The following is a 19,798-nucleotide window of genomic DNA, read 5'->3' on the forward strand; positions in this document are numbered from 1 at the left end:
TAATGTATACAATTATGAAAAAAACAATAACACTCTGTGTCCTATTAAGTTGCTGTTTTACAATACAAGCACAAACGGTAAGAAAAAGGACATATATAGAAAAGGCTGAGTCTCGTTCTGAAAAGACCTTAGATGAGACGGCAGATTCAACTAAAATATCAGAAGAACGCTCGGTAGAACCTGTACAAGTAAAAACTCCACTTTTTTCTCAAGGAACCGGGAAGTGGACATTGAAACAGTGTGTTGATTATGCAGTAGAAAATAATATTGACCTTCGACAACAATCTCTGAATGTAAAAAGTGCAGAAATAGATTTGAGCACATCAAAGAATAGTCGCCTTCCAAATTTAAACGGAAATATTGGACAAGATTTTAACTTTGGTCGTTCTATCAGAACCACAACAAATGCTGTAGGAACAGGAAATACAGGCTCTACCAGCTTTGGTATATCAACATCTGTACCTCTATTTACAGGATTCCGTATTCCAAATCAAATCAAATCGGATGAATTGAATTTGCAAGCTGCTGTTGAAGGATTGAAAAAAGCAAAAGAAAATCTTGAACTACAAGTAGTATCGTTATATCTAGATGTACTTTTCAAAAAAGAGATTCTAAAGGCATATAAAGACCAAGTATCTTATAGTTCTCAGCAAGTAGAACGCACACAGTTGTTACTTGAAGCTGGAAAGGTACCGTCTTCACAATTGTACGATATCAAAGCGCAGCTAGCTAAAGATGAGTTAAATGTGACTATGGCAAATAATGACCTTGATTTATCTCTGCTAAATCTGTCACAATCACTAAATTTGCCAACAACGAAAAATTTTGACATAGAAGAACCTAATTTAGGAGATGTTGTATATGATAATATTTCTAGTATAATACCACCCGATCAGGTTTACACTATGGCATTAGAAACAAAACCCCATGTTAAAGAGGCTCAATATAAGCTAGGAAGCTCTCAGAAATTATTAAAGGTTGCTCAGTCAGGATACTATCCTACTTTAGATCTGACTATGCGCTATGGCACCGGATTTGATCGTATTTATAAAAAAGGGGTGGATCAGGAAAGCATATCTAAACAACTTGGTCAAAATCAGACTAAATATATAGGATTCTCACTGAATATCCCGATCTTCAATCGCTTCCAAACACGTAATCAAGTGCGTAGCGCGCGATTAAGCATAGAAAACCAAACTCTAGCTTTAGACAATGTAAAACTAGCCTTATACAAGGAAATACAACAAGCATATCAGAGTGCTGTCGCAGCTCAGGCTAAATACGGCTCTACAGATAAGGCATACGATGCAGCGGAAGAGTCTTTCAAGTATGCACAGGAAAGATACGAAATAGGAAAATCTACTGTTTTTGAATTTAATGAAGCGAAAACTAAATTATTGACAAGTAGATCAGAACAGATTCAGGCGAAGTATGATTTCCTTTTTAGAAGTAAAATATTAGATTTCTACCAAGGAAAACCTATAGATTTGGAATAATTGAGTTTAATGTAGAATCAAGTGTTATCAGATTCCGTGAAATTATCTTACGTTTCACGGAATTTTTATTTTAAAAACATGCCTTTAGAGTCAATTCTCTAGCGAAAAAATTATATATTTGTATAAAGCTTAAATATAATTAACACCATTAACTAAAACCTATAATGAAAGAGTTTTTTGCTAATATGGATGGCACTCAACAGTTTTATTGGTATATAGCCATCGGAGCGAGTGTAATATTTATTATACAAACAATAATGACCTTTGTTGGAGCCGATGCGGATACAGGTGTTGATGCAGATTTTGATGGAAATCTAGATGGCGGAGATTCTCCTTTTCAGCTTTTTTCTCTTCGAAATCTAATTAATTTTCTTCTAGGATTTGGATGGGCTGGAGTATCACTTTACAATGTTATAGAAAGCAATGTTCTTTTAGCTATTGTCGCATTTTTAGTAGGAGTACTCTTCATTGCATTCTTTTTCTTTATTATGCGAGCGTTACTAAAGCTATCAGAAGATAATAGCTTTAAAATAGAAGATACAATAGGAAAAACCGCAGATGTTTATCTTTCTATTCCTGCTGCAAAAAAAGGTAAAGGTAAGGTCTTTATTAGTGTTAGGGGTTCTACTCATGAACTTTCAGCTATCACCAACAGCGTTGACGAAATCAAAAACGGGTCATTAGTAAAGGTTGTAGGTATAGAAGGAGATATATTAATTGTTACTCCTTTAACACTCTAACAACTATTCTTTGATTGAACAAATACAATAAATTTTAAAATAAAACTCTTATTATGGAAGGATTATTTGAAGGAACAGGAGTTCTTTTTGTAGTGGCTATTATTGTAATATTTGTCCTCATTATGACAATGGTATCTAGGTACAAGCGTTGTCCGTCGGACAAAATATTAGTTGTATATGGCAAAACAGGAGGTGCTTCAGCCAAATGTATACACGGTGGGGGTGCTTTTATCTGGCCGGTAGTACAAGATTTTGCTTATTTAGATTTGAAACCGATATCTATCGAGGCCAATCTGACTAGTGCATTGAGTAAACAGAACATTAGAGTCGATGTACCATGTCGATTTACTATTGCGATTTCTACCGAGAAGGAGAATATGAATAATGCGGCAGAGAGATTATTAGGTTTGACCACTTCGCAAATACAAGAATTGGCGAAAGATATCTTATTCGGTCAGCTTCGTTTAGTGATTGCCACAATGATGATTGAAGAAATCAACTCGGATCGTGATAAATTCCTGGATAATATCTCTAAAAATGTAGATACCGAATTACGTAAGATTGGTCTTAAGCTAATCAATGTAAACGTGACTGACATTAATGATGAATCAGGGTATATAGAAGCTCTAGGGAAAGAAGCTGCTGCTAAAGCCATCAATGAGGCGAAAGTGAGTGTAGCTGAACAAGAAAAAATGGGTGAAACAGGAAAGGCTGTAGCCGATAGACTTCGTGATGTACAAATAGCAGAAACACATCGGGATAGAGATGTGCAGATAGCTATAGCTCAGAAGGACAAAGAGGTTAGCATTGCCGGAGCATTCAGAGATGAGTCGATTGGTAAAGCTGAAGCAACGAGAGATACTCGTGTAAAAACGGCTGAAGCAAATGCTGTAGCAGTAAAAGGAGAGAATATTGCAAAAATAGAAATTGCAGGCTCTGATGCTCTTCGTCGTGAAAAGGAAGCAGAAGCCTTGAGACTTGCTGTTTCGTCGGAGAAAGTACAAGAAGCAAAAGCTTTGGAAGAAGCATATCAGGCAGAACAAAGAGCTGAGTTGGCTCGTTCTGAAAGAGAACGTTCTACTCAAATAGCTAACGTTGTAATTCCTGCTGAGATAGAGAAACAAAAAATCATTATTGAAGCTCAAGCTAAGGCTGAACAGTTGAGAGAACAAGCTCGAGGTGAGGCAGATGCTATATTTGCTAAAATGGATGCAGAAGCTCGAGGATTGTATGAAATACTATCTAAACAAGCGGAAGGTTATAAAGGTGTTGTAAATGCAGCCGGAGGCGATCCTGTAGCAGCATATCAGTTACTGCTGATAGAAAAGCTTCCTGAACTGGTGAAAACTCAGGTTGAAGCTATTAAGAATCTTAAAATTGACAAGATTACTGTTTGGGATTCGTCAGGTAACAATAGCAATGGTCAAACAACTACAGCTAATTTTGTTTCGGGTCTTATGAAGTCTGTTCCTCCACTCAATGATTTATTCAAGATGGCCGGAATGAATCTTCCTTCGTATCTGAAAGGCGATGCAGAGAAAGCTGGAATTACCATCCCTCTTGCGCATCCTATAGAAGATGAAGACAAGAACGAAAAGGGAGAAACGAAGAAATAAAAATAAATAAAGACCATTCTTAAATCATAGAATGGTCTTTATTTTTAATCTATTATTCTAAAAAAGAAGCCCTGTGCTTTATATACACAAGGGCTGCTTAGCAACTATAATAAAAAACACTAGATTTTAGCTCACGCTAAAGTTATTTCTTTATCCAAGTATACATCTTGTATTGTATTTATCAATTCAATACCTTCTTTCATTGGACGCTGAAAAGCTTTACGACCACAAATTAAGCCCATACCCCCTGCTCGCTTATTAACTACTGCTGTATAGACTGCATCTTTAAGGTCTGACGCTCCATGCGATTCACCACCGGAGTTAATTAGACCAACGCGTCCCATGTAGCCATTTATAACTTGATAACGGCATAAATCGATAGGATGATCGCTAGACAATTCGGTATACATACGTTCGTCCCACTTCGCAAAGTTAATAGCTTTGAATCCACCGTTATTCGTTGGTAGTTTTTGCTTAACTATATCTGCTTTTATCGTAACTCCTATATGGTTAGCCTGAGAAGATAAATCTGCAGCACTGTGATAATCGACTCCATCTTTCTTGAAAGAGTTATTTCTAAGATAGCACCAAAGGATGGTTGCCATACCCAATTCGTGTGCATACTCAAAGGCTTTGGAAATATCTACTATTTGTCTGCGGCTTTCTTCCGAACCAAAGTATATTGTCGCGCCTACAGCTGTAGCTCCCATATTCCATGCTTCTTTTATAGTACCAAAAAGCACTTGGTCGTATGTATTGGGGTATGTTAGCAGTTCATTATGATTAATTTTTACCACAAACGGTATCTTATGCGCATATTTTCGGGCTACTGACCCTAATACCCCATAGGTAGAAGCCACAGCACTACATCCCGATTCTATAGCAAGTTTTACTATATTCTCTGAATCAAAATAAATAGGATTTGGAGCGAATGAAGCCCCTGCCGTATGTTCAATATCCTGATCTACCGGCAAAATAGACAAATAACCGGTATTAGCAAGCCTCCCATGACTAAATAGTCTTTGCAAACTGTTTAATGTAGGGATGTTACGATCCGAATCTATCCAAACATTATCTATCGCATTTGGACTTGGCGCATGTATAAGAGATTTGTCAACTGTCTTGCTTACATGCCCAAGAAGAAACTCACTTTGATCGCCTAAAATGTTTCTAATTTTTGAATTAGCCATAATATATAAGTTTTGTATTTAGATTATGAATAATCAATCATGTTACTTTATATAGAACAACCCGATTGAGATTATGTTTAAAAATGCGACACAGATATATACCGTATCAAAAGATTATTTAACATACATAAACCATATCTACCTTATCATATTAACTAAAAACTTAAATTTAATCTTTATCTTTGTTTGTTTCGTATCAAGAAACACTCTCTTTTTGTATTAATTTAACCATATATAAAACATTATGCTACATGAATTTACGCTTTCCAGAGGAAGAGCAATGATCAATTTTACATTAAAATATTGCGACACAAAGCAAAAACTTCTTAATAGCTATGGTTTTCGACGAGTAGTTGATTCTTTTATAAAACAATTTCTTAAGAAAGAAGAGGTTGTGATTTTCGATTATTATATTGAACATTTTGGCTCAGAAGACAATCTTGTAGATGCTTTTATCGAAGTATTTAAACTGCTTACTGTATTTGAAATTGAAGAAGTTGTAGCTGTAGATAACAAGTATTCAAAATTCTTTGAAGATAAAGACTTATTTATAGAAGTTACAGAATTGCTTTTTGAATATTGGAAAAGACTTGAGAGATATACAATCGTAAGAAATAACAGGTTGGGTGAAGGCCTGCAAAATGTTCGTTTTATTCAGGCCAATGATATGTTTAACGATCTCATATTATCAACAGGTCGTAGAATACAAACAACAGTGGTAGGAAGGGAATCCCGTATTTTTCGTCAATCTATAGCCGGAGCTAATGCCGGTCTGACATTAAACGATGTAAACTGGAATTGTCCGATCGAATATAAAGGGTTAACATCAATACCTTTTATTAGTACAGTAGTATTCCATCCTCCATATATTTCTTATACTAAGAGAAATACACGTGATGGCATTTTCCAAGAGCATCAACAAAATCCGATTGAAAATCTTGTGTTAAACGAAGACGACTGGTTCGTATTTCCGGCTAAAGTGGGTAACATGCTAACCTTCGTTTATTTCCATAAAGATTTTATGGTACATGGTGTAGGGCTCTCTAATCTTTTTGAAATAGCGACAGAAAATGAATATATAGGAAAAAAACCAGATATGATCTACATATTCGGTTATCCTGATGGTCATGAAGAGAAACGTACCTTCTATTACAAAGATAAAAAGAATGATATATTGATTGGATATGCAAACTATTGCGACGATATAGATTATTTCGGATATATGAAGAAAATGCTTCTTACATTGCATAATGTGAAGCAAATTGAGAATGAAAGACTACCTATACACGGCGCTATGGTGAACATTGTTCTTCGTAATGGAAAAGAATCCAATATAATCATCATGGGTGATAGTGGTGCGGGTAAATCTGAAAGTCTTGAGGCTTTCAGAACTTTAAATGAAAACTATATCCGTCATATGCGTGTCATTTTTGATGATATGGGTTATCTTAAGAAAGAAGAAGATGGTACTATCAAAGCATATGGAACCGAGATTGGAGCCTTTGTAAGGGTAGATGATCTCGATCCGGCTTATGCCTTCGCTCAATTGGATAGAGGTGTTTATACCAATATGGATAGAGTAAATGCTCGTGTTACAATTCCGATATCGACATATGAAATTATATCCAGAGGATATCCGATAGATTATTTCCTATATGCCAATAATTACAATGAGGCCGAAAAGAAAATCCTCTTGTATAACGATTTGGATAAAGCTATTCCAATATTTGAAGATGGAGCACGTAAAGCAAAAGGAACGACAACAGAAAAAGGACTTGTAAAATCTTATTTTGCAAATCCATTTGGACCGGTTCAAGAACGAGAAGCGACCGAAAAGCTTGTACGCTCATATTTTAGTGATATGAAAAAAGCCGGAGTTAAAATCGGTGAAATACACACGTCTCTGGCAATTGAAGGTAAAGCAAAAGATGGCCCGCGTGAGGCAGCCGAAGAGCTTTTCTCTTTGATTAATGAATAATAAATTATATATTTACAAAGCCTCTCGACTCATTATCAGAGGCTTTGTGTATATTTTATAATTCAGAATCAAAAAGAAATCATGAAAAAACTGAAGTTAACGCTGATCCTTTCTATCTATGTTTTATCCTGTTTTTCACTGCTTGGACAAAATTACCCTTTCCAAAACACCAACCTCTCTATTGATGAACGAGTCAACGACTTAGTGTCAAAATTAACATTAGAAGAGAAGGTTGCCCAGATGTTAAATAATACACCTGCAATAGAGCGGCTCAATATTCCGGCATACAATTGGTGGAACGAATGTCTGCATGGAATAGGCAGAACAGATTATAAAGTAACAGTTTTTCCGCAGGCTATAGGTATGGCCGCAGCTTGGAATAAAGAGTTGATGAAAGAGGTTGCTTCTGCTATATCAGACGAAGGACGTGCAATATATAACGATGCCACATCAAAAGGCAATAGAGAAATATATTACGGATTAACATATTGGACTCCTAATATTAACATATTCAGAGATCCTCGTTGGGGACGTGGACAAGAGACTTATGGCGAAGACCCCTTCTTAACCGGAGTATTAGGAAAATCCTTTGTTGCCGGATTGCAAGGAGACGATACTAAATATCTAAAAGCTGCTGCTTGTGCCAAACATTATGCTGTACATAGCGGCCCCGAAAATACGCGTCATACATTCAATACATTTGTTACTGACTATGATTTATGGGATACTTACCTTCCTGCATTTCGGAATTTAGTAGTGGATGCCAAAGTTGCAGGAGTAATGTGTGCATACAATGCATATAATGGAGAACCTTGCTGTGGCAATAATTTTCTGATGCAAGAAATATTACGCGAGAAATGGAACTTCACGGGCTATGTAACATCGGATTGTGGTGCAATTGACGATTTCTATCAACATCACAAAACGCACCCTGATGCCAAATATGCAGCAGCTGATGCCGTATACAACGGAACGGATATAGATTGTGGTAACGAAGCTTATAAGGCTCTTGTAGATGCTGTAAAGACCGGTATAATTACAGAAAAGCAAATAGATATATCTCTTAAACGCTTGTTTACGATAAGATTCAGGCTAGGCATGTTTGATCCTGCCGAAAATGTTAAATACTCTCAGATATCGACATCTGTTCTTGAATCTCAGAAACATAAAGATTTAGCATTGAAAATAACAAGGGAATCTATTGTACTTCTAAAAAATGAGAATAATACATTACCTCTAAGTAAAAAGCTAAAGAAAGTAGCAGTTGTAGGACCTAACGCAAATAATGAAGTTTCTGTTTTGGGTAATTATAATGGTTTCCCAACGGAGATAGTAACGCCATACGAAGCTATAAAACAAAAATTGAAAGGGGCAGAAGTTATTTATGAAAAAGGAATAGACTTTGTTACTCCTTCAGCAAATAGTCAAGAAGAAGTTTCTGCATTATTAAAACGTATTAAAGGTGTAGATATAGTTATTTTTGTAGGTGGAATCACTCCCGAGTTAGAAGGAGAAGAAATGCCTGTTAAAATTGAAGGCTTTACCGGGGGGGACAGAACTTCTATCAAGCTACCTAAAATACAAACAGATTTTATGAAAGCCCTTGTTGCTGAAAAAATCCCTACAGTGTTTGTAATGATGACAGGTAGTGCAATTGCAACAGAATGGGAATCACAAAACATTCCAGCCATTGTCAACGCATGGTATGGTGGCCAGGATGCAGGTACAGCTATTGCTGATGTACTATTTGGAGACTATAATCCTTCAGGAAAGCTTCCTGTTACATTCTATGCAAAAGACAGTGATTTGCCTGCCTTCAATTCATATGAAATGAAAAACAGGACATATCGATATTTTAATGGAGAAGTTTTATATCCGTTTGGATATGGCTTAAGTTATACTAAATTTGAATATTCACCGATTCAAGTACCATCAACAATAGATACTGGAAACAATGCTAAAGTATCTGTAAGTATCAAGAACACAGGAAAAGTAGAAGGAGAAGAGGTTGTACAGCTTTATATCTCTTACCCTGATACGAAAGGACAGAAACCTTTATATGCTTTAAAAGGCTTCAATAGGGTATCACTCAAAGCTGGAGAATCTAAAACTGTAGAATTCAACCTATCGCCAAGAGAGCTCGGTTTAGTAGATGATGCTGGCATATTAAAAGTTAGTGCGGGAAAAAGAAAGATATTTATCGGAGGAAGCTCTCCTACCCCAACCCATTCAGAAAGACTTCCACTCGTTGAGAAAGATTTTGATATAAAAGGAAGTGATTTTATTGTAGAATAAGTTTGATTAGATTGATTATAAAAAAAGCCTCTGAAGAAATTATTCAGAGGCTTTTTTGTTTATTTTAAATCATGAAATACCTATCAACTAAGTCCTTCAATCATACCATTTACAATATCAATATGCTTTGCTTGCGGCTCTGCGGGTAACCCCGGCATGCGCATGATATCTCCGGCTATAGCAACAATAAATTCAGCACCATTGTTGATCACAATATCATTTATTGTAAATTCAAAATCTTTGGGAGTGCCATAGAGGCTGGCATCATCAGAAAAAGAATATTGAGTTTTTGCGATACAAATCGGATAATGACTTATTCCCATTTTCTTAATCGTATCGAGTTTTCTTTTAGCTTTATTGCTAAATACAACAGAGGCTGCACCATATATTTTCTTTGCAACTTTATCTATCTTAGTGTCAATTGCATCTCCATCATCGTATGTAAAAGCTAAACTTCTGGAAGGATTTAAGTCAATTTGTTCGACAACTTTCTTCGCTAATGCTATAGCACCTTCGCCTCCTTTTACATAAGAATCATTCAAGGCAAATCCAACTCCCATTTTATCGCAACATTTCTCTATCAATGCAATTTCTTCATCAGAGTCGAAGCCATATCTATTTAAAGATACAAGAACGGTCTGTCCGAACGATTTCAGATTTTCGATATGCTTGTTTAAATTTTCAAAACCTTTCAGCAGTCCATCGATATTTTTCTTCTTAATATCTTCCAAAGCTACTCCCCCATGCATTTTCAATGCCTGAGTAGTGATCACGATTATTGTAAGCTTAGGTGTTATGCCCGCCTTACGACATTTAATATTAAAGAACTTTTCAGCACCCAAATCTGCACCAAATCCGGCCTCGGTTATTACATAATCAGCATGAGACATTGCCATTTTAGTGGCAATTACAGAGTTACAACCATGAGCTATATTTGCAAAAGGCCCACCGTGTATAATTGCCGCAGAATGTTCTGTAGTTTGTACCAAATTCGGGTTTATCGCATTTTTCAATAAAACAGCAATAGCACCTGAAACACCGAGATCATTAACTGTAAAAGCATTATTTTCCACAGTATATCCCAGAATGATGTTTCCTATTCTTCGCTTTAAATCGTCAATATCTTTCGATAAACATAGAATAGCCATTATTTCTGAAGCCGGAGTAATTTCAAATCCGGACTCAGTGGGGATACCATTTGTTGTTCCATTCAATCCCGTGACGATATATCTTAAGCTCCGATCATTTACATCTAGTACCCTCTTCCATGTTATTTCCTTCAAAAAACCTTTTGTGCCCTTACTTCTATACAAATAATTATCAAGTAAAGCGGTTATCATATTATGTGCAGACGTTATTGCGTGAAAATCACCTGTAAAATGCAGATTAATATCTTCCATAGGCAAAACCTGAGCATGACCTCCTCCGGTAGCACCTCCTTTCATTCCAAAGCAAGGCCCTAATGATGGCTCTCTTAATGCAACAACTGTTTTTTTCCCTATTTTGTTTAAACCCAAAGCTAACCCAATAGAAGTTGTTGTTTTCCCTATTCCTGCTTTAGTGGGGGTTATTGCTGTAACTAATATGAGGTTACTATTAGCCACCTTCTGATCATTGATTAGAGATACAGGTATTTTGGCTATATATTTACCATAATTATATAGTTGCTCTTGAGATATTCCGAGCTTCTTGGCTATAATATTTATATTTTCTAACTCTATATTTCTTGCAATCTCAATATCTGTAATCATGTTATTATTGGGTTTAATGATATTAATAATTTTACGGGGAGCAAAGATAAATCTTTAAATTAAAGAATCAATAAAGATTTTTCAACACTGTAGTCCCTAATTAACACCCGTCCTCACATATATGTTCATATTGCACTATTTAGAACCAGTTTATATGTCTTTATTATGAAGGAAATAGAAAAAACAATAACAGAATAGATGTTGTAAAATAGATTTCTTTTATTATCTTTGCACAGGTTTATTGCAAATCTATCTTTGTCTAGCAAAAAAATAAAATAATTATTTTCTCTTGTAAACAAAAAAGATTAGGGGTTGAATATCATCCCGACAGATAGCCAGCCAACAAACTAACTATTTAAATCTTAGATAATAACCTTAAATTATTATCTCCCTAAAGTTAAGTTCCATTAAAGTTATTATTATAAAGTTTTACAGAAAAGGCTTTACTCTAATTTATTAAAAATTCTCAAAAATCAATATTTTAATATAGATATACATGCGTATATACAACATTCTTGAGCTTAACGAGAAGCTCACTATCGAACTTAGAACCATCGCAAAGGAGCTTGGGATACGACGTCCTGATGCTTATAAGAAAGATGAGTTAATCTATAAAATTCTTGATGAACAAGCTATCTTAGAAGCAAAAAACAAAAACTCTGAGAGCTATCAAAGCGAAGATCGGATAGAACAACAACAAAGAAAATCCCAGTCTGCAGCTAAGAACAAACAAGAAAGACCCAAGAACCAACCGCAAGCGAAAAAAACAGAAAAACAAGACTCTAAACCTGCTGATGCCTCCCCTAAAAAAGAAGAGCCAAAACCTCAGGTAAAAGTAACACCTAAAGAGGCTCCTGTTGTGGAAAAGAAAAATGAACCGAAAGTAGTCATTGAAGAAAAAGAAAAGGCCCCACAAAAAGAGGTGGTAAAGAAAGTGGAAGAAAAAGAGAAGGAAGCTAAGCCTGTCAGCAATGTAAAACAACAGCCAACAGCTGTAAAGCCGACTCAACTGGTTTTTCGCTCTAACAAAGTAAGAGAAGCTCAACCAGAAGAACCTGTTCCGGGATTACCACTTCTATCTCCATTAGAAGTTGATGCAGAGGTTCCGGCTGTAGAAATTATTACTGAAGCACCAGCTAAAACAAATAAACCGGCACAGCAACAAAATAATCAACAGAATCAAAAACAAAATAATCAGAATCAGGAAAAATCTTTTGATTTTGAAGGAATATTATCAGCTACAGGTGTTTTAGAGATTATGTCGGAAGGCTACGGATTCCTTCGTTCATCCGATTATAATTATATGTCGTCACCTGATGATATATATATATCCCAATCTCAAATACGTCTATTCGGTTTGAAAACAGGGGACATAGTTGAAGGACCAATACGTCCACCGAAAGAGTCTGAAAAATTCTTCCCTTTAGTTAAGGTAGATAGAATCAATGGACGCACACCGGATGAAGTACGTGACCGCGTTCCGTTTGATCATTTGAAGCCACTATTTCCGGATGAGAAATTTAAACTAACAAAAGGACGTAATGACAATCTATCATGTCGTGTGGTAGATCTATTCTCTCCGATTGGTAAAGGACAGCGTGGTTTGATTGTTGCTCAACCGAAGACCGGTAAAACAACATTGCTAAAAGATATAGCAAATGCGATTGCAGATAACCATCCCGAGGTGTACATGATCGTTCTTCTGATCGATGAGCGCCCTGAGGAGGTTACCGATATGGAACGTAGTGTAAATGCTGAAGTTATAGCATCTACATTTGACGAACCGGCAGATCGCCATGTGAAGATTGCCGAAATAGTATTGAATAAAGCAAAACGTATGGTAGAGTGCGGACACGACGTGGTTATCCTATTGGATTCCATCACTCGTCTAGCTCGTGCATACAATACTGTACAACCGGCTTCAGGAAAAGTATTAACCGGAGGGGTTGACGCGAATGCATTACATAAGCCAAAACGTTTCTTCGGAGCAGCGCGTAATATCGAAAATGGAGGATCTCTAACAATCATTGCAACAGCACTCACTGAGACCGGCTCTAAAATGGATGATGTTATCTTCGAAGAATTTAAAGGTACAGGTAATATGGAGCTTCAGCTCGATCGTAAATTGTCTAACAAGCGCATATTCCCAGCAGTGGATATTATTGCATCAAGTACTCGTAGAGATGACTTGTTACTCAGCAACGATACACTAAGCAGAATGTGGGTTCTTCGTAACTTCTTATCTGACATGAACTCTGTAGAAGCAATGCAGTTCCTTGACGGAAGATTAAGAAAAACAATAAATAATGAAGAATTCCTTATCTCAATGAATGACTAGGTAAGAAGAATTATAATTCTAGATAACAGAAGCAAGGGAAAAAGAAGTAACTTTACCCTTGCTTTTTTATTTTAAATAATTCTAAATAAGAACGTATGAAACACGATCACAATCATAACAACCACGAACATTCACATAGCGGGCATAGCCATGCACATAATGCCAATAAGAAGGCTTTAACGATTAGCTTCTTTCTGATAGCAGGATTTATGTTTGTTGAATTCATCGGAGGATATTTAACGAATAGCTTAGCTTTAATATCTGATGCTGGGCATATGTTAAGTGATGCTGTTGCACTAGGATTAAGTTTAAGTGCTCTTATTTTCGGCTCCAGAGCAGCAACCCCATCCAAAACGTATGGATATAAACGTTTTGAAATTCTAGCTGCTTTATTAAATGGCATTGTACTTGTCCTGATTTCTGTTTTTATATTCAAAGAAGCAATACATCGACTTTCAGAACCTCCTCATGTAATAGGCCCGGGTATGATGGTCATATCAGTCATTGGACTAATTATTAATATAATTGTCGCATATATCCTGCATTCACAAGGCTCGACCAAAGAAAACTTAAATATAAGAAGTGCCTTTCTGCACGTTATAGGCGATTTGTTAGGTTCTGTTGGGGCTATAGCTGCAGCAATACTCATCATGTTGTTTGGCTGGTATATAGCCGACCCAATAGCAAGTATGATTGTTTCACTCCTAGTTCTTTATAGTGGATGGCATGTCCTTAAAGAATCTGTTAACATATTGATGGAAGCTAAACCATCAGAGATAGACTCTGATGAAGTTGTAAATGCGTTGAAGTCAATAGAAGGCATAGAAGATATACATGACTTACATATATGGATGATAACGTCCGAATTTTCGGTATTAACAGTTCACCTAATAGTAAAACCAAATGTTGATCGTGACCTAATCCTAGAGAAGGCTAAGCGCTCTATTCATGAAAAATTTGGAATTAAGCATGCCACAATTCAGCTAGAAGGAAAGAATATTTGTTTGTTTGAAGACTCTTGTAATTAAAGTTTTTTTCAAAGGGAAATAATCAAACAAAAAAAAAACGACAAAATCATTATCCGATTTCGTCGTTTTTTATTTAGTATCTATATATTTTATTCTATTTCTAAATTGAAAGCACCTTCAATGTTTCTACTAAATCCGGCTGAATTGGTTTATTCTTTTTGATTGCTTTGGAAAATGGAACATATACAATCACATCATTCTGAATACCAATCATTACATTGCGTTGACCATCAAGCAGAGCATCAATTGCGGAAGCACCCATTCGGCTAGCAAGAATACGGTCGTTTGCAGTAGGAGAACCTCCACGTTGTACATGCCCAAGAATAGTTACTCGTACATCGTACTGGGGAAATTCTTTTTTCACACGCTCGGCCATTGCCATTGCACCACCGGTGATATCACCCTCTGTAACAAGAACTAAGCTACTATTTTTACTTTTACGAAATCCATTAGATATCAAGTCTGCCAATTGGTCTTGTTGCATTGATCTCTCAGGGATAATAGCAGCTTCTGCTCCGGAGGCAATGGCTCCATTAAGTGCGAGAATACCGCATTCACGACCCATCACTTCAATAAAAAATAAACGTTCGTGTGAACTGGCTGTATCGCGAATTTTATCTACAGCTTGCATTATTGTATTCAACGCTGTATCATAACCAATCGTTAAATCTGTTCCTTGCAAGTCATTATCGATAGTTCCAGGTAGACCAACTATAGGAAAATTATATTCTTGTGCAAAAATACGGGCTCCAGTAAGTGAACCATCTCCACCTATAACAACCAAAGCATCAATATTCTCACGTTGAAGTGTTTCGTATGCTGTCTGACGACCTTCTGTTGTTTCAAACTCTTTACAACGAGCTGTTTTAAGAATTGTACCTCCTTGCTGTATAATATTACTTACACTATTTGTTTTGAATGGTATAATTTCATCAAATACCAATCCCTTATAACCACGCATAACACCTTTAACTTCTATTCCGTTATAGATAGCTGAACGAGTTACTGCACGAATAGCTGCATTCATACCCGGAGCATCGCCTCCGGAAGTAAGGATACCAATACACTTAATGTTAGCCATAATGTTATTTATATTTATTCTTAAAGTCCCTTTTTCAAAATGAATTACAAAAATAAGAATAAATTTACTGATAAGGCTAATCTCAATATGTCAATTTGGTTAAATTAACACCGATCTTATTTCCTCTATTTTTGCTTCTACTTCTTCCATTTGCCATTTTGGAGTAGAAGTTGCACCACAAATACCTATTGAGGCTGTTTTGTTTACTAAATCAGGGTTTATATCTGATGGTGTAGTGATAAAATACGAGTTGGGATTATATTTTTTACACTCAGCAAATAAGACTTTTCCATTTGAACTCTTCTCTCCTGCCACAAAGAATATGATGTCATTATTCAGAGCAAATTCTTTGATGTTAGGAATACGGTTTGATACTTGACGACAAATAGTATCAAAAAATTCAAATTTAGCATCTCCCGTCATTCTGCCTTGAATAATATCAATTATCTCTTGAAATCCATCCAACGGTTTTGTTGTCTGAGAGAATAAACAAATATTTTTAGAAAAATCGAGTTTTTCGAGATCTTCTTTCTTCTCAATAACAATAGCACTCGATTCAGTTTGTCCGAGTAGCCCATTCACTTCGGCATGCCCGTTTTTACCATAAATAACAATTTGTGTATTGTTATCTCTTTCACTATCATATTTGTCGTGTATCTTTTTCTGAAGACGTAAAACAACAGGACATGAGGCATCTATGATCTCGATATTGTTTTCTTTTGCCGTTTGATAGGTTGAAGGTGGTTCGCCATGAGCCCTAAGTAAAACTCTTGCATTTTTCAGTTTTGCAAACTCTTCATGATTAATAGTCTTCATTCCAAGTTTTTCCAACCTGTCTACTTCTAGGTTATTGTGCACGATATCACCTAAACAATAAAGCATGCCTCCTTTGGCCAATTCTTCTTCTGCTTTCTTTATGGCATTAACTACCCCAAAGCAAAAACCTGACTTAGCATCTATTTCTATATTACTCATTTAATTTGTAGTTATTTGTTTGAACTTTTGTACCAACCATTGCATCTGATCGTCAATGGTCATATATGAATTATCCAGAAGAATGGCGTCATCCGCTTGGATTAAAGGGCTTTCTGCCCGCGTCTGATCCATATGATCTCTGGTTCTTAAATTTTCCAGCACTTCTTCGTATGTCGTTTTCGTATCACCCTTCGACTGCAATTCATCAAAGCGTCTCTGTGCTCTAATTTCAGCTTTTGCAGTCACAAAAACTTTCATCTCGGCTTCAGGAAAAACAACAGTTCCTATATCTCTTCCATCCATTACAATTCCTTTCGCCTTACCCATTTCTTGTTGAAGAGCCACCATTGCATGGCGTACAAAAGGAATTGCACTAACAATACTCACTTTTGACGATACTTCCATACTGCGTATCTGACTTTCAACATTCTGTCCATTCAGGTATGTCTCAGGAGTTCCTGTATCCTTATTTAAGTGAAACTGTATCTTTATATTTTCTATTTCGTTACGCAATTTTTCTTCATCCAGCGTTTCGCCATTAAAAAGATTATGTTCTATGCAATATAGCGTTACAGCCCTATACATGGCTCCACTATCTATATAGATATACCCTATCTCCCTTGCCAAACTTTTGGCCATAGTACTCTTACCATTCGATGAAAACCCATCTATTGCGATAACTATTTTTTTCATTACTTACTTCTATTAAACATCTAAGCGATATAAATGTTTATGTTGATTCGTTATAAATTATATTCCTAATAAAGATACAGCAAAGATAATTCTAATTTTTCATTCTAAATCCTCCTTCGTTTTATAACGAGAAAGATGTTGGCGAAAAAAACTATTGTATTACAAAAAAATGTGTATTTTTGCAGCCTGAAACATTTTTATATATAAATGATAAATCGCGTTCTTATTCGTATCAGGGTTGTTCAAATACTGTTCTCATGCAGTCATAGTGAAACCACAGATTTGAGAAAGGCAGAAAGTGAGTTAATGCTTAGCCTACAAAAATCATATGATTTGTACTTTTATCTGTTATCGTTGATGGTAGAGTTGACTAATACTTATGCTCAGAGAGTAGATAGTCGTAAATCGAAGCTATTGCCCACTAAAGAGGATATGAGCCCAAACACAAAGTTGTTGAATAATAAATTCATATCTCAACTCAGTCAAAACACAGAACTGATAAAACACCTGAACGATAGGCCTTTCTCATGGGCAGAACATGATGCCTTTATCCGCAACCTATTGGATAATATCTTAAACTCTGATATATATAAAGAATATACAGAAAATCAATCTCAAGAATATACTGACGATCGTGAGTTTTGGCGTAAAGTTTTCAAGCAAATTATATGCACAACTGAAGATTTGTATTCTATCCTTGAGGATGAAAGTCTTTACTGGAACGACGATATCGAAATTATCCAATCTTTTGTTTTAAAAACAATCAAACGCTTTGAAGAAAACAAAGGAACAGAACAAGAGTTGCTTCCTATGTTTAAAGATGAAACGGATAAAGAGTTTGCAGTAAAATTATTGAGAGAGTCCTTATTCAACGGAAAAGAATATAAAGAGTTGATTGATAAATACACTAAGAATTGGGAGTCGGAACGTATTGCCCTGATGGATATGGTTATAATGCAGATTGCAATAGCCGAAATCATCGAATTCTCATCTATCCCGATTAGTGTTTCCTTAAATGAATATATCGATATAGCGAAGTCATATAGTACTATAAAAAGTGCTTCTTTTATAAATGGAATTTTGGATGCAATTGTAAAAGAGCTGAAAGAAGAAAAAAAGATAATTAAGAAATAATAGCATTTATCATATTTTCGCATAAAGCCTATTTCAAAATATTCACTTATATTTGTAAAAACTTATTCAAAAAAAGTAACTGAAGTAAGAATAATATAAATCAATATTAAAGAACAATTATGACTTTTTTAAATGTATTGTTACAAGCTGCAGATGGTGGAGCTTCTCCTGCCGGAGGTTTATTAGGCGGAAGTACCGGCATGATTATTATGATGGTACTACTCTTCGGAATCATGTACTTCTTTATGATCAGACCACAGCAGAAGAAACAAAAAGCTCTACAAGAAGCCAGAAACGCCATTAAGGTAGGAGACAAAGTTGTTACAGCCGGAGGTGTTCACGGAAAAGTGAAAGAAGTGGGTGATACATATTTTATTCTTGAAATAGCAGAGGGAGTAAAAATCAAGATTGAAAAATCTTCTGTATATGTTTCAGCCGAAGATACTAAGAAACAATAATTTTTTTATTACGGTAAATATCCGGGTATAGCTTATGAGCGATACTTACGATAAGGAAATATTTGCACAAAAGGTCAAAGCTTTTTTCAAGACAATTCGGTGGAAAAAGATTTTGACCTTCATGTTTTTTGTGCTTTTATCTTTTATTTTCTGGATGATGCAAGTGTATCGCCAAAAATACGAGGCCACCCTTGCTATACCTGTTAAATACATAAATGAGCCGGATAGTATAGTCTTTGAGAATGAACTGCCAACTACGGTTTATGCCCGAATCAAAGATGATGGTGCTACCCTATTCCGATATTACCTGACCAGACGTAAAGACTCACTGGTGGTTGATGTCAGAGAGGTTATAAAGAATTCACCGGACAAGGTTATCCAAGGACGTAATTTTGAGCAATTGATACGTTCAAAGCTTTTCGTCACATCCGAACTAATTAGCTACTCTCCCACTCGGGTGTCATATTCATATGCCTTATTACGAAGCAAGAAGTTACCTGTTATTTTTAACGGCAGTGTAAGTCTCGATGCCGGTTATATGCTTGACGGAGACTTGATAACTCAGCCGGATTCTGTTATGGTATACGGCAGTAAAGCTTCATTAGATACCATTTTCTTTGCTTATACAGAATCGGATACATTAAGGAATATCAAATCGGCAAAGAAGGTAAAAATAAAGATGAAGCCTATACTAGGAGTCAAATATGTTCCGAGTGAAGTAGAATTGAACATTCCAATCGATGAGTTTATAAAAAAGGAAGTTGAAGTACCTATTACCTGTATCAATTTACCAAGCAACTTAGAAATAAAACTATTTCCGTCTGCTGTCAAAATTGAATTTTTTGTAGGCAAGAGAAGACCTGATAATATAACCAGTAGTAATTTCGAAGTTACTATAGACTACAACGATATAAAAGAGCTGAAAGATGCAACTATACCTGTACGTATAACCGATAGTCCTGATTATATACGCACAATGACACCTGTACCTTCAGAGGTAGAGTTTGTACTCGAACAATAATAAC

15 protein-coding genes are annotated in these 19,798 nt (G+C 35.9%); 10 read left to right on the forward strand and 5 right to left on the reverse strand.

Annotated features, from left to right (window positions below):
• Window positions 1–14: 14 nt before the first annotated feature.
• From QOX35_RS13115 to QOX35_RS13125, 3 genes are all read left to right on the forward strand, one after another.
• Window positions 15–1,496: a TolC family protein gene (locus tag QOX35_RS13115; protein WP_283687313.1), complete on the forward strand. Its 1,482-nt coding sequence runs from the start codon at window positions 15–17 to the stop codon at window positions 1,494–1,496.
• A 164-nt stretch (window positions 1,497–1,660) separates the two neighbouring features.
• Window positions 1,661–2,236, forward strand: a complete 576-nt coding sequence (locus tag QOX35_RS13120; protein ID WP_283687314.1) for an NfeD family protein — start codon at window positions 1,661–1,663, stop codon at window positions 2,234–2,236.
• 53 nt (window positions 2,237–2,289) lie between these two features.
• Window positions 2,290–3,852, forward strand: coding sequence for a flotillin family protein (locus QOX35_RS13125; RefSeq protein ID WP_283687315.1), 1,563 nt, complete (start codon window positions 2,290–2,292; stop codon window positions 3,850–3,852).
• 131 nt (window positions 3,853–3,983) lie between these two features.
• On the opposite strand, the gene QOX35_RS13130 is transcribed toward QOX35_RS13125, so the two are convergent.
• Entirely contained in the window at window positions 3,984–5,042 is a 1,059-nt protein-coding gene (locus QOX35_RS13130; RefSeq protein WP_283687317.1) for a class I fructose-bisphosphate aldolase, read from the reverse strand.
• 244 nt (window positions 5,043–5,286) lie between these two features.
• Between QOX35_RS13130 and QOX35_RS13135 the strand changes: the two genes are divergently transcribed.
• Together QOX35_RS13135 and QOX35_RS13140 are read left to right on the forward strand one after the other, a co-directional pair.
• Window positions 5,287–7,020 carry a phosphoenolpyruvate carboxykinase gene (locus QOX35_RS13135; RefSeq protein WP_283687318.1) on the forward strand — a complete coding sequence of 578 codons (1,734 nt, stop codon included), beginning with the start codon at window positions 5,287–5,289 and terminating at the stop codon, window positions 7,018–7,020.
• A gap of 81 nt (window positions 7,021–7,101) precedes the next feature.
• Window positions 7,102–9,315, forward strand: a complete 2,214-nt coding sequence (locus QOX35_RS13140; RefSeq protein ID WP_283687319.1) for a glycoside hydrolase family 3 C-terminal domain-containing protein — start codon at window positions 7,102–7,104, stop codon at window positions 9,313–9,315.
• An 83-nt stretch (window positions 9,316–9,398) separates the two neighbouring features.
• On the opposite strand, the gene QOX35_RS13145 is transcribed toward QOX35_RS13140, so the two are convergent.
• Window positions 9,399–11,066: a formate--tetrahydrofolate ligase gene (locus tag QOX35_RS13145; RefSeq protein ID WP_283687320.1), complete on the reverse strand. Its 1,668-nt coding sequence runs from the start codon at window positions 11,064–11,066 to the stop codon at window positions 9,399–9,401.
• A 496-nt stretch (window positions 11,067–11,562) separates the two neighbouring features.
• Here QOX35_RS13145 and rho point away from each other — a divergent pair, with 496 nt between their 5' ends.
• Window positions 11,563–13,404, forward strand: coding sequence for a transcription termination factor Rho (gene rho / locus QOX35_RS13150; protein WP_283687321.1), 1,842 nt, complete (start codon window positions 11,563–11,565; stop codon window positions 13,402–13,404).
• A 95-nt stretch (window positions 13,405–13,499) separates the two neighbouring features.
• A complete protein-coding gene (locus tag QOX35_RS13155) occupies window positions 13,500–14,432 on the forward strand; it encodes a cation diffusion facilitator family transporter (RefSeq protein ID WP_283687322.1) in 933 nt (310 codons plus the stop codon).
• A 100-nt stretch (window positions 14,433–14,532) separates the two neighbouring features.
• Here the strand turns inward: QOX35_RS13155 and pfkA are convergent, their stop codons facing one another.
• The 3 genes from pfkA to cmk all read right to left on the reverse strand — a co-directional run bounded on the left by pfkA (window position 14,533) and on the right by cmk (window position 17,181).
• On the reverse strand, window positions 14,533–15,513 hold the full coding sequence (gene pfkA, locus QOX35_RS13160; RefSeq protein WP_252637317.1) for a 6-phosphofructokinase: 981 nt from the start codon (window positions 15,511–15,513) through the stop codon (window positions 14,533–14,535).
• A 99-nt stretch (window positions 15,514–15,612) separates the two neighbouring features.
• Complete coding sequence (locus tag QOX35_RS13165) at window positions 15,613–16,488, reverse strand: 4-hydroxy-3-methylbut-2-enyl diphosphate reductase (protein ID WP_283687323.1); 876 nt, start codon at window positions 16,486–16,488, stop codon at window positions 15,613–15,615.
• Window positions 16,489–17,181, reverse strand: coding sequence for a (d)CMP kinase (gene cmk, locus QOX35_RS13170; protein WP_283687325.1), 693 nt, complete (start codon window positions 17,179–17,181; stop codon window positions 16,489–16,491).
• A gap of 207 nt (window positions 17,182–17,388) precedes the next feature.
• Between cmk and nusB the strand changes: the two genes are divergently transcribed.
• From nusB to QOX35_RS13185, 3 genes are all read left to right on the forward strand, one after another.
• Entirely contained in the window at window positions 17,389–18,315 is a 927-nt protein-coding gene (nusB, locus tag QOX35_RS13175; protein WP_283687326.1) for a transcription antitermination factor NusB, read from the forward strand.
• A gap of 119 nt (window positions 18,316–18,434) precedes the next feature.
• On the forward strand, window positions 18,435–18,773 hold the full coding sequence (gene yajC / locus QOX35_RS13180; RefSeq protein ID WP_283687327.1) for a preprotein translocase subunit YajC: 339 nt from the start codon (window positions 18,435–18,437) through the stop codon (window positions 18,771–18,773).
• A gap of 34 nt (window positions 18,774–18,807) precedes the next feature.
• Complete coding sequence (locus QOX35_RS13185; protein ID WP_252637313.1) at window positions 18,808–19,794, forward strand: YbbR-like domain-containing protein; 987 nt, start codon at window positions 18,808–18,810, stop codon at window positions 19,792–19,794.
• Window positions 19,795–19,798: the final 4 nt, after the last annotated feature.

The organism is Dysgonomonas sp. Marseille-Q5470 (assembly GCF_951230145.1).
GTDB lineage: Bacteria > Bacteroidota > Bacteroidia > Bacteroidales > Dysgonomonadaceae > Dysgonomonas.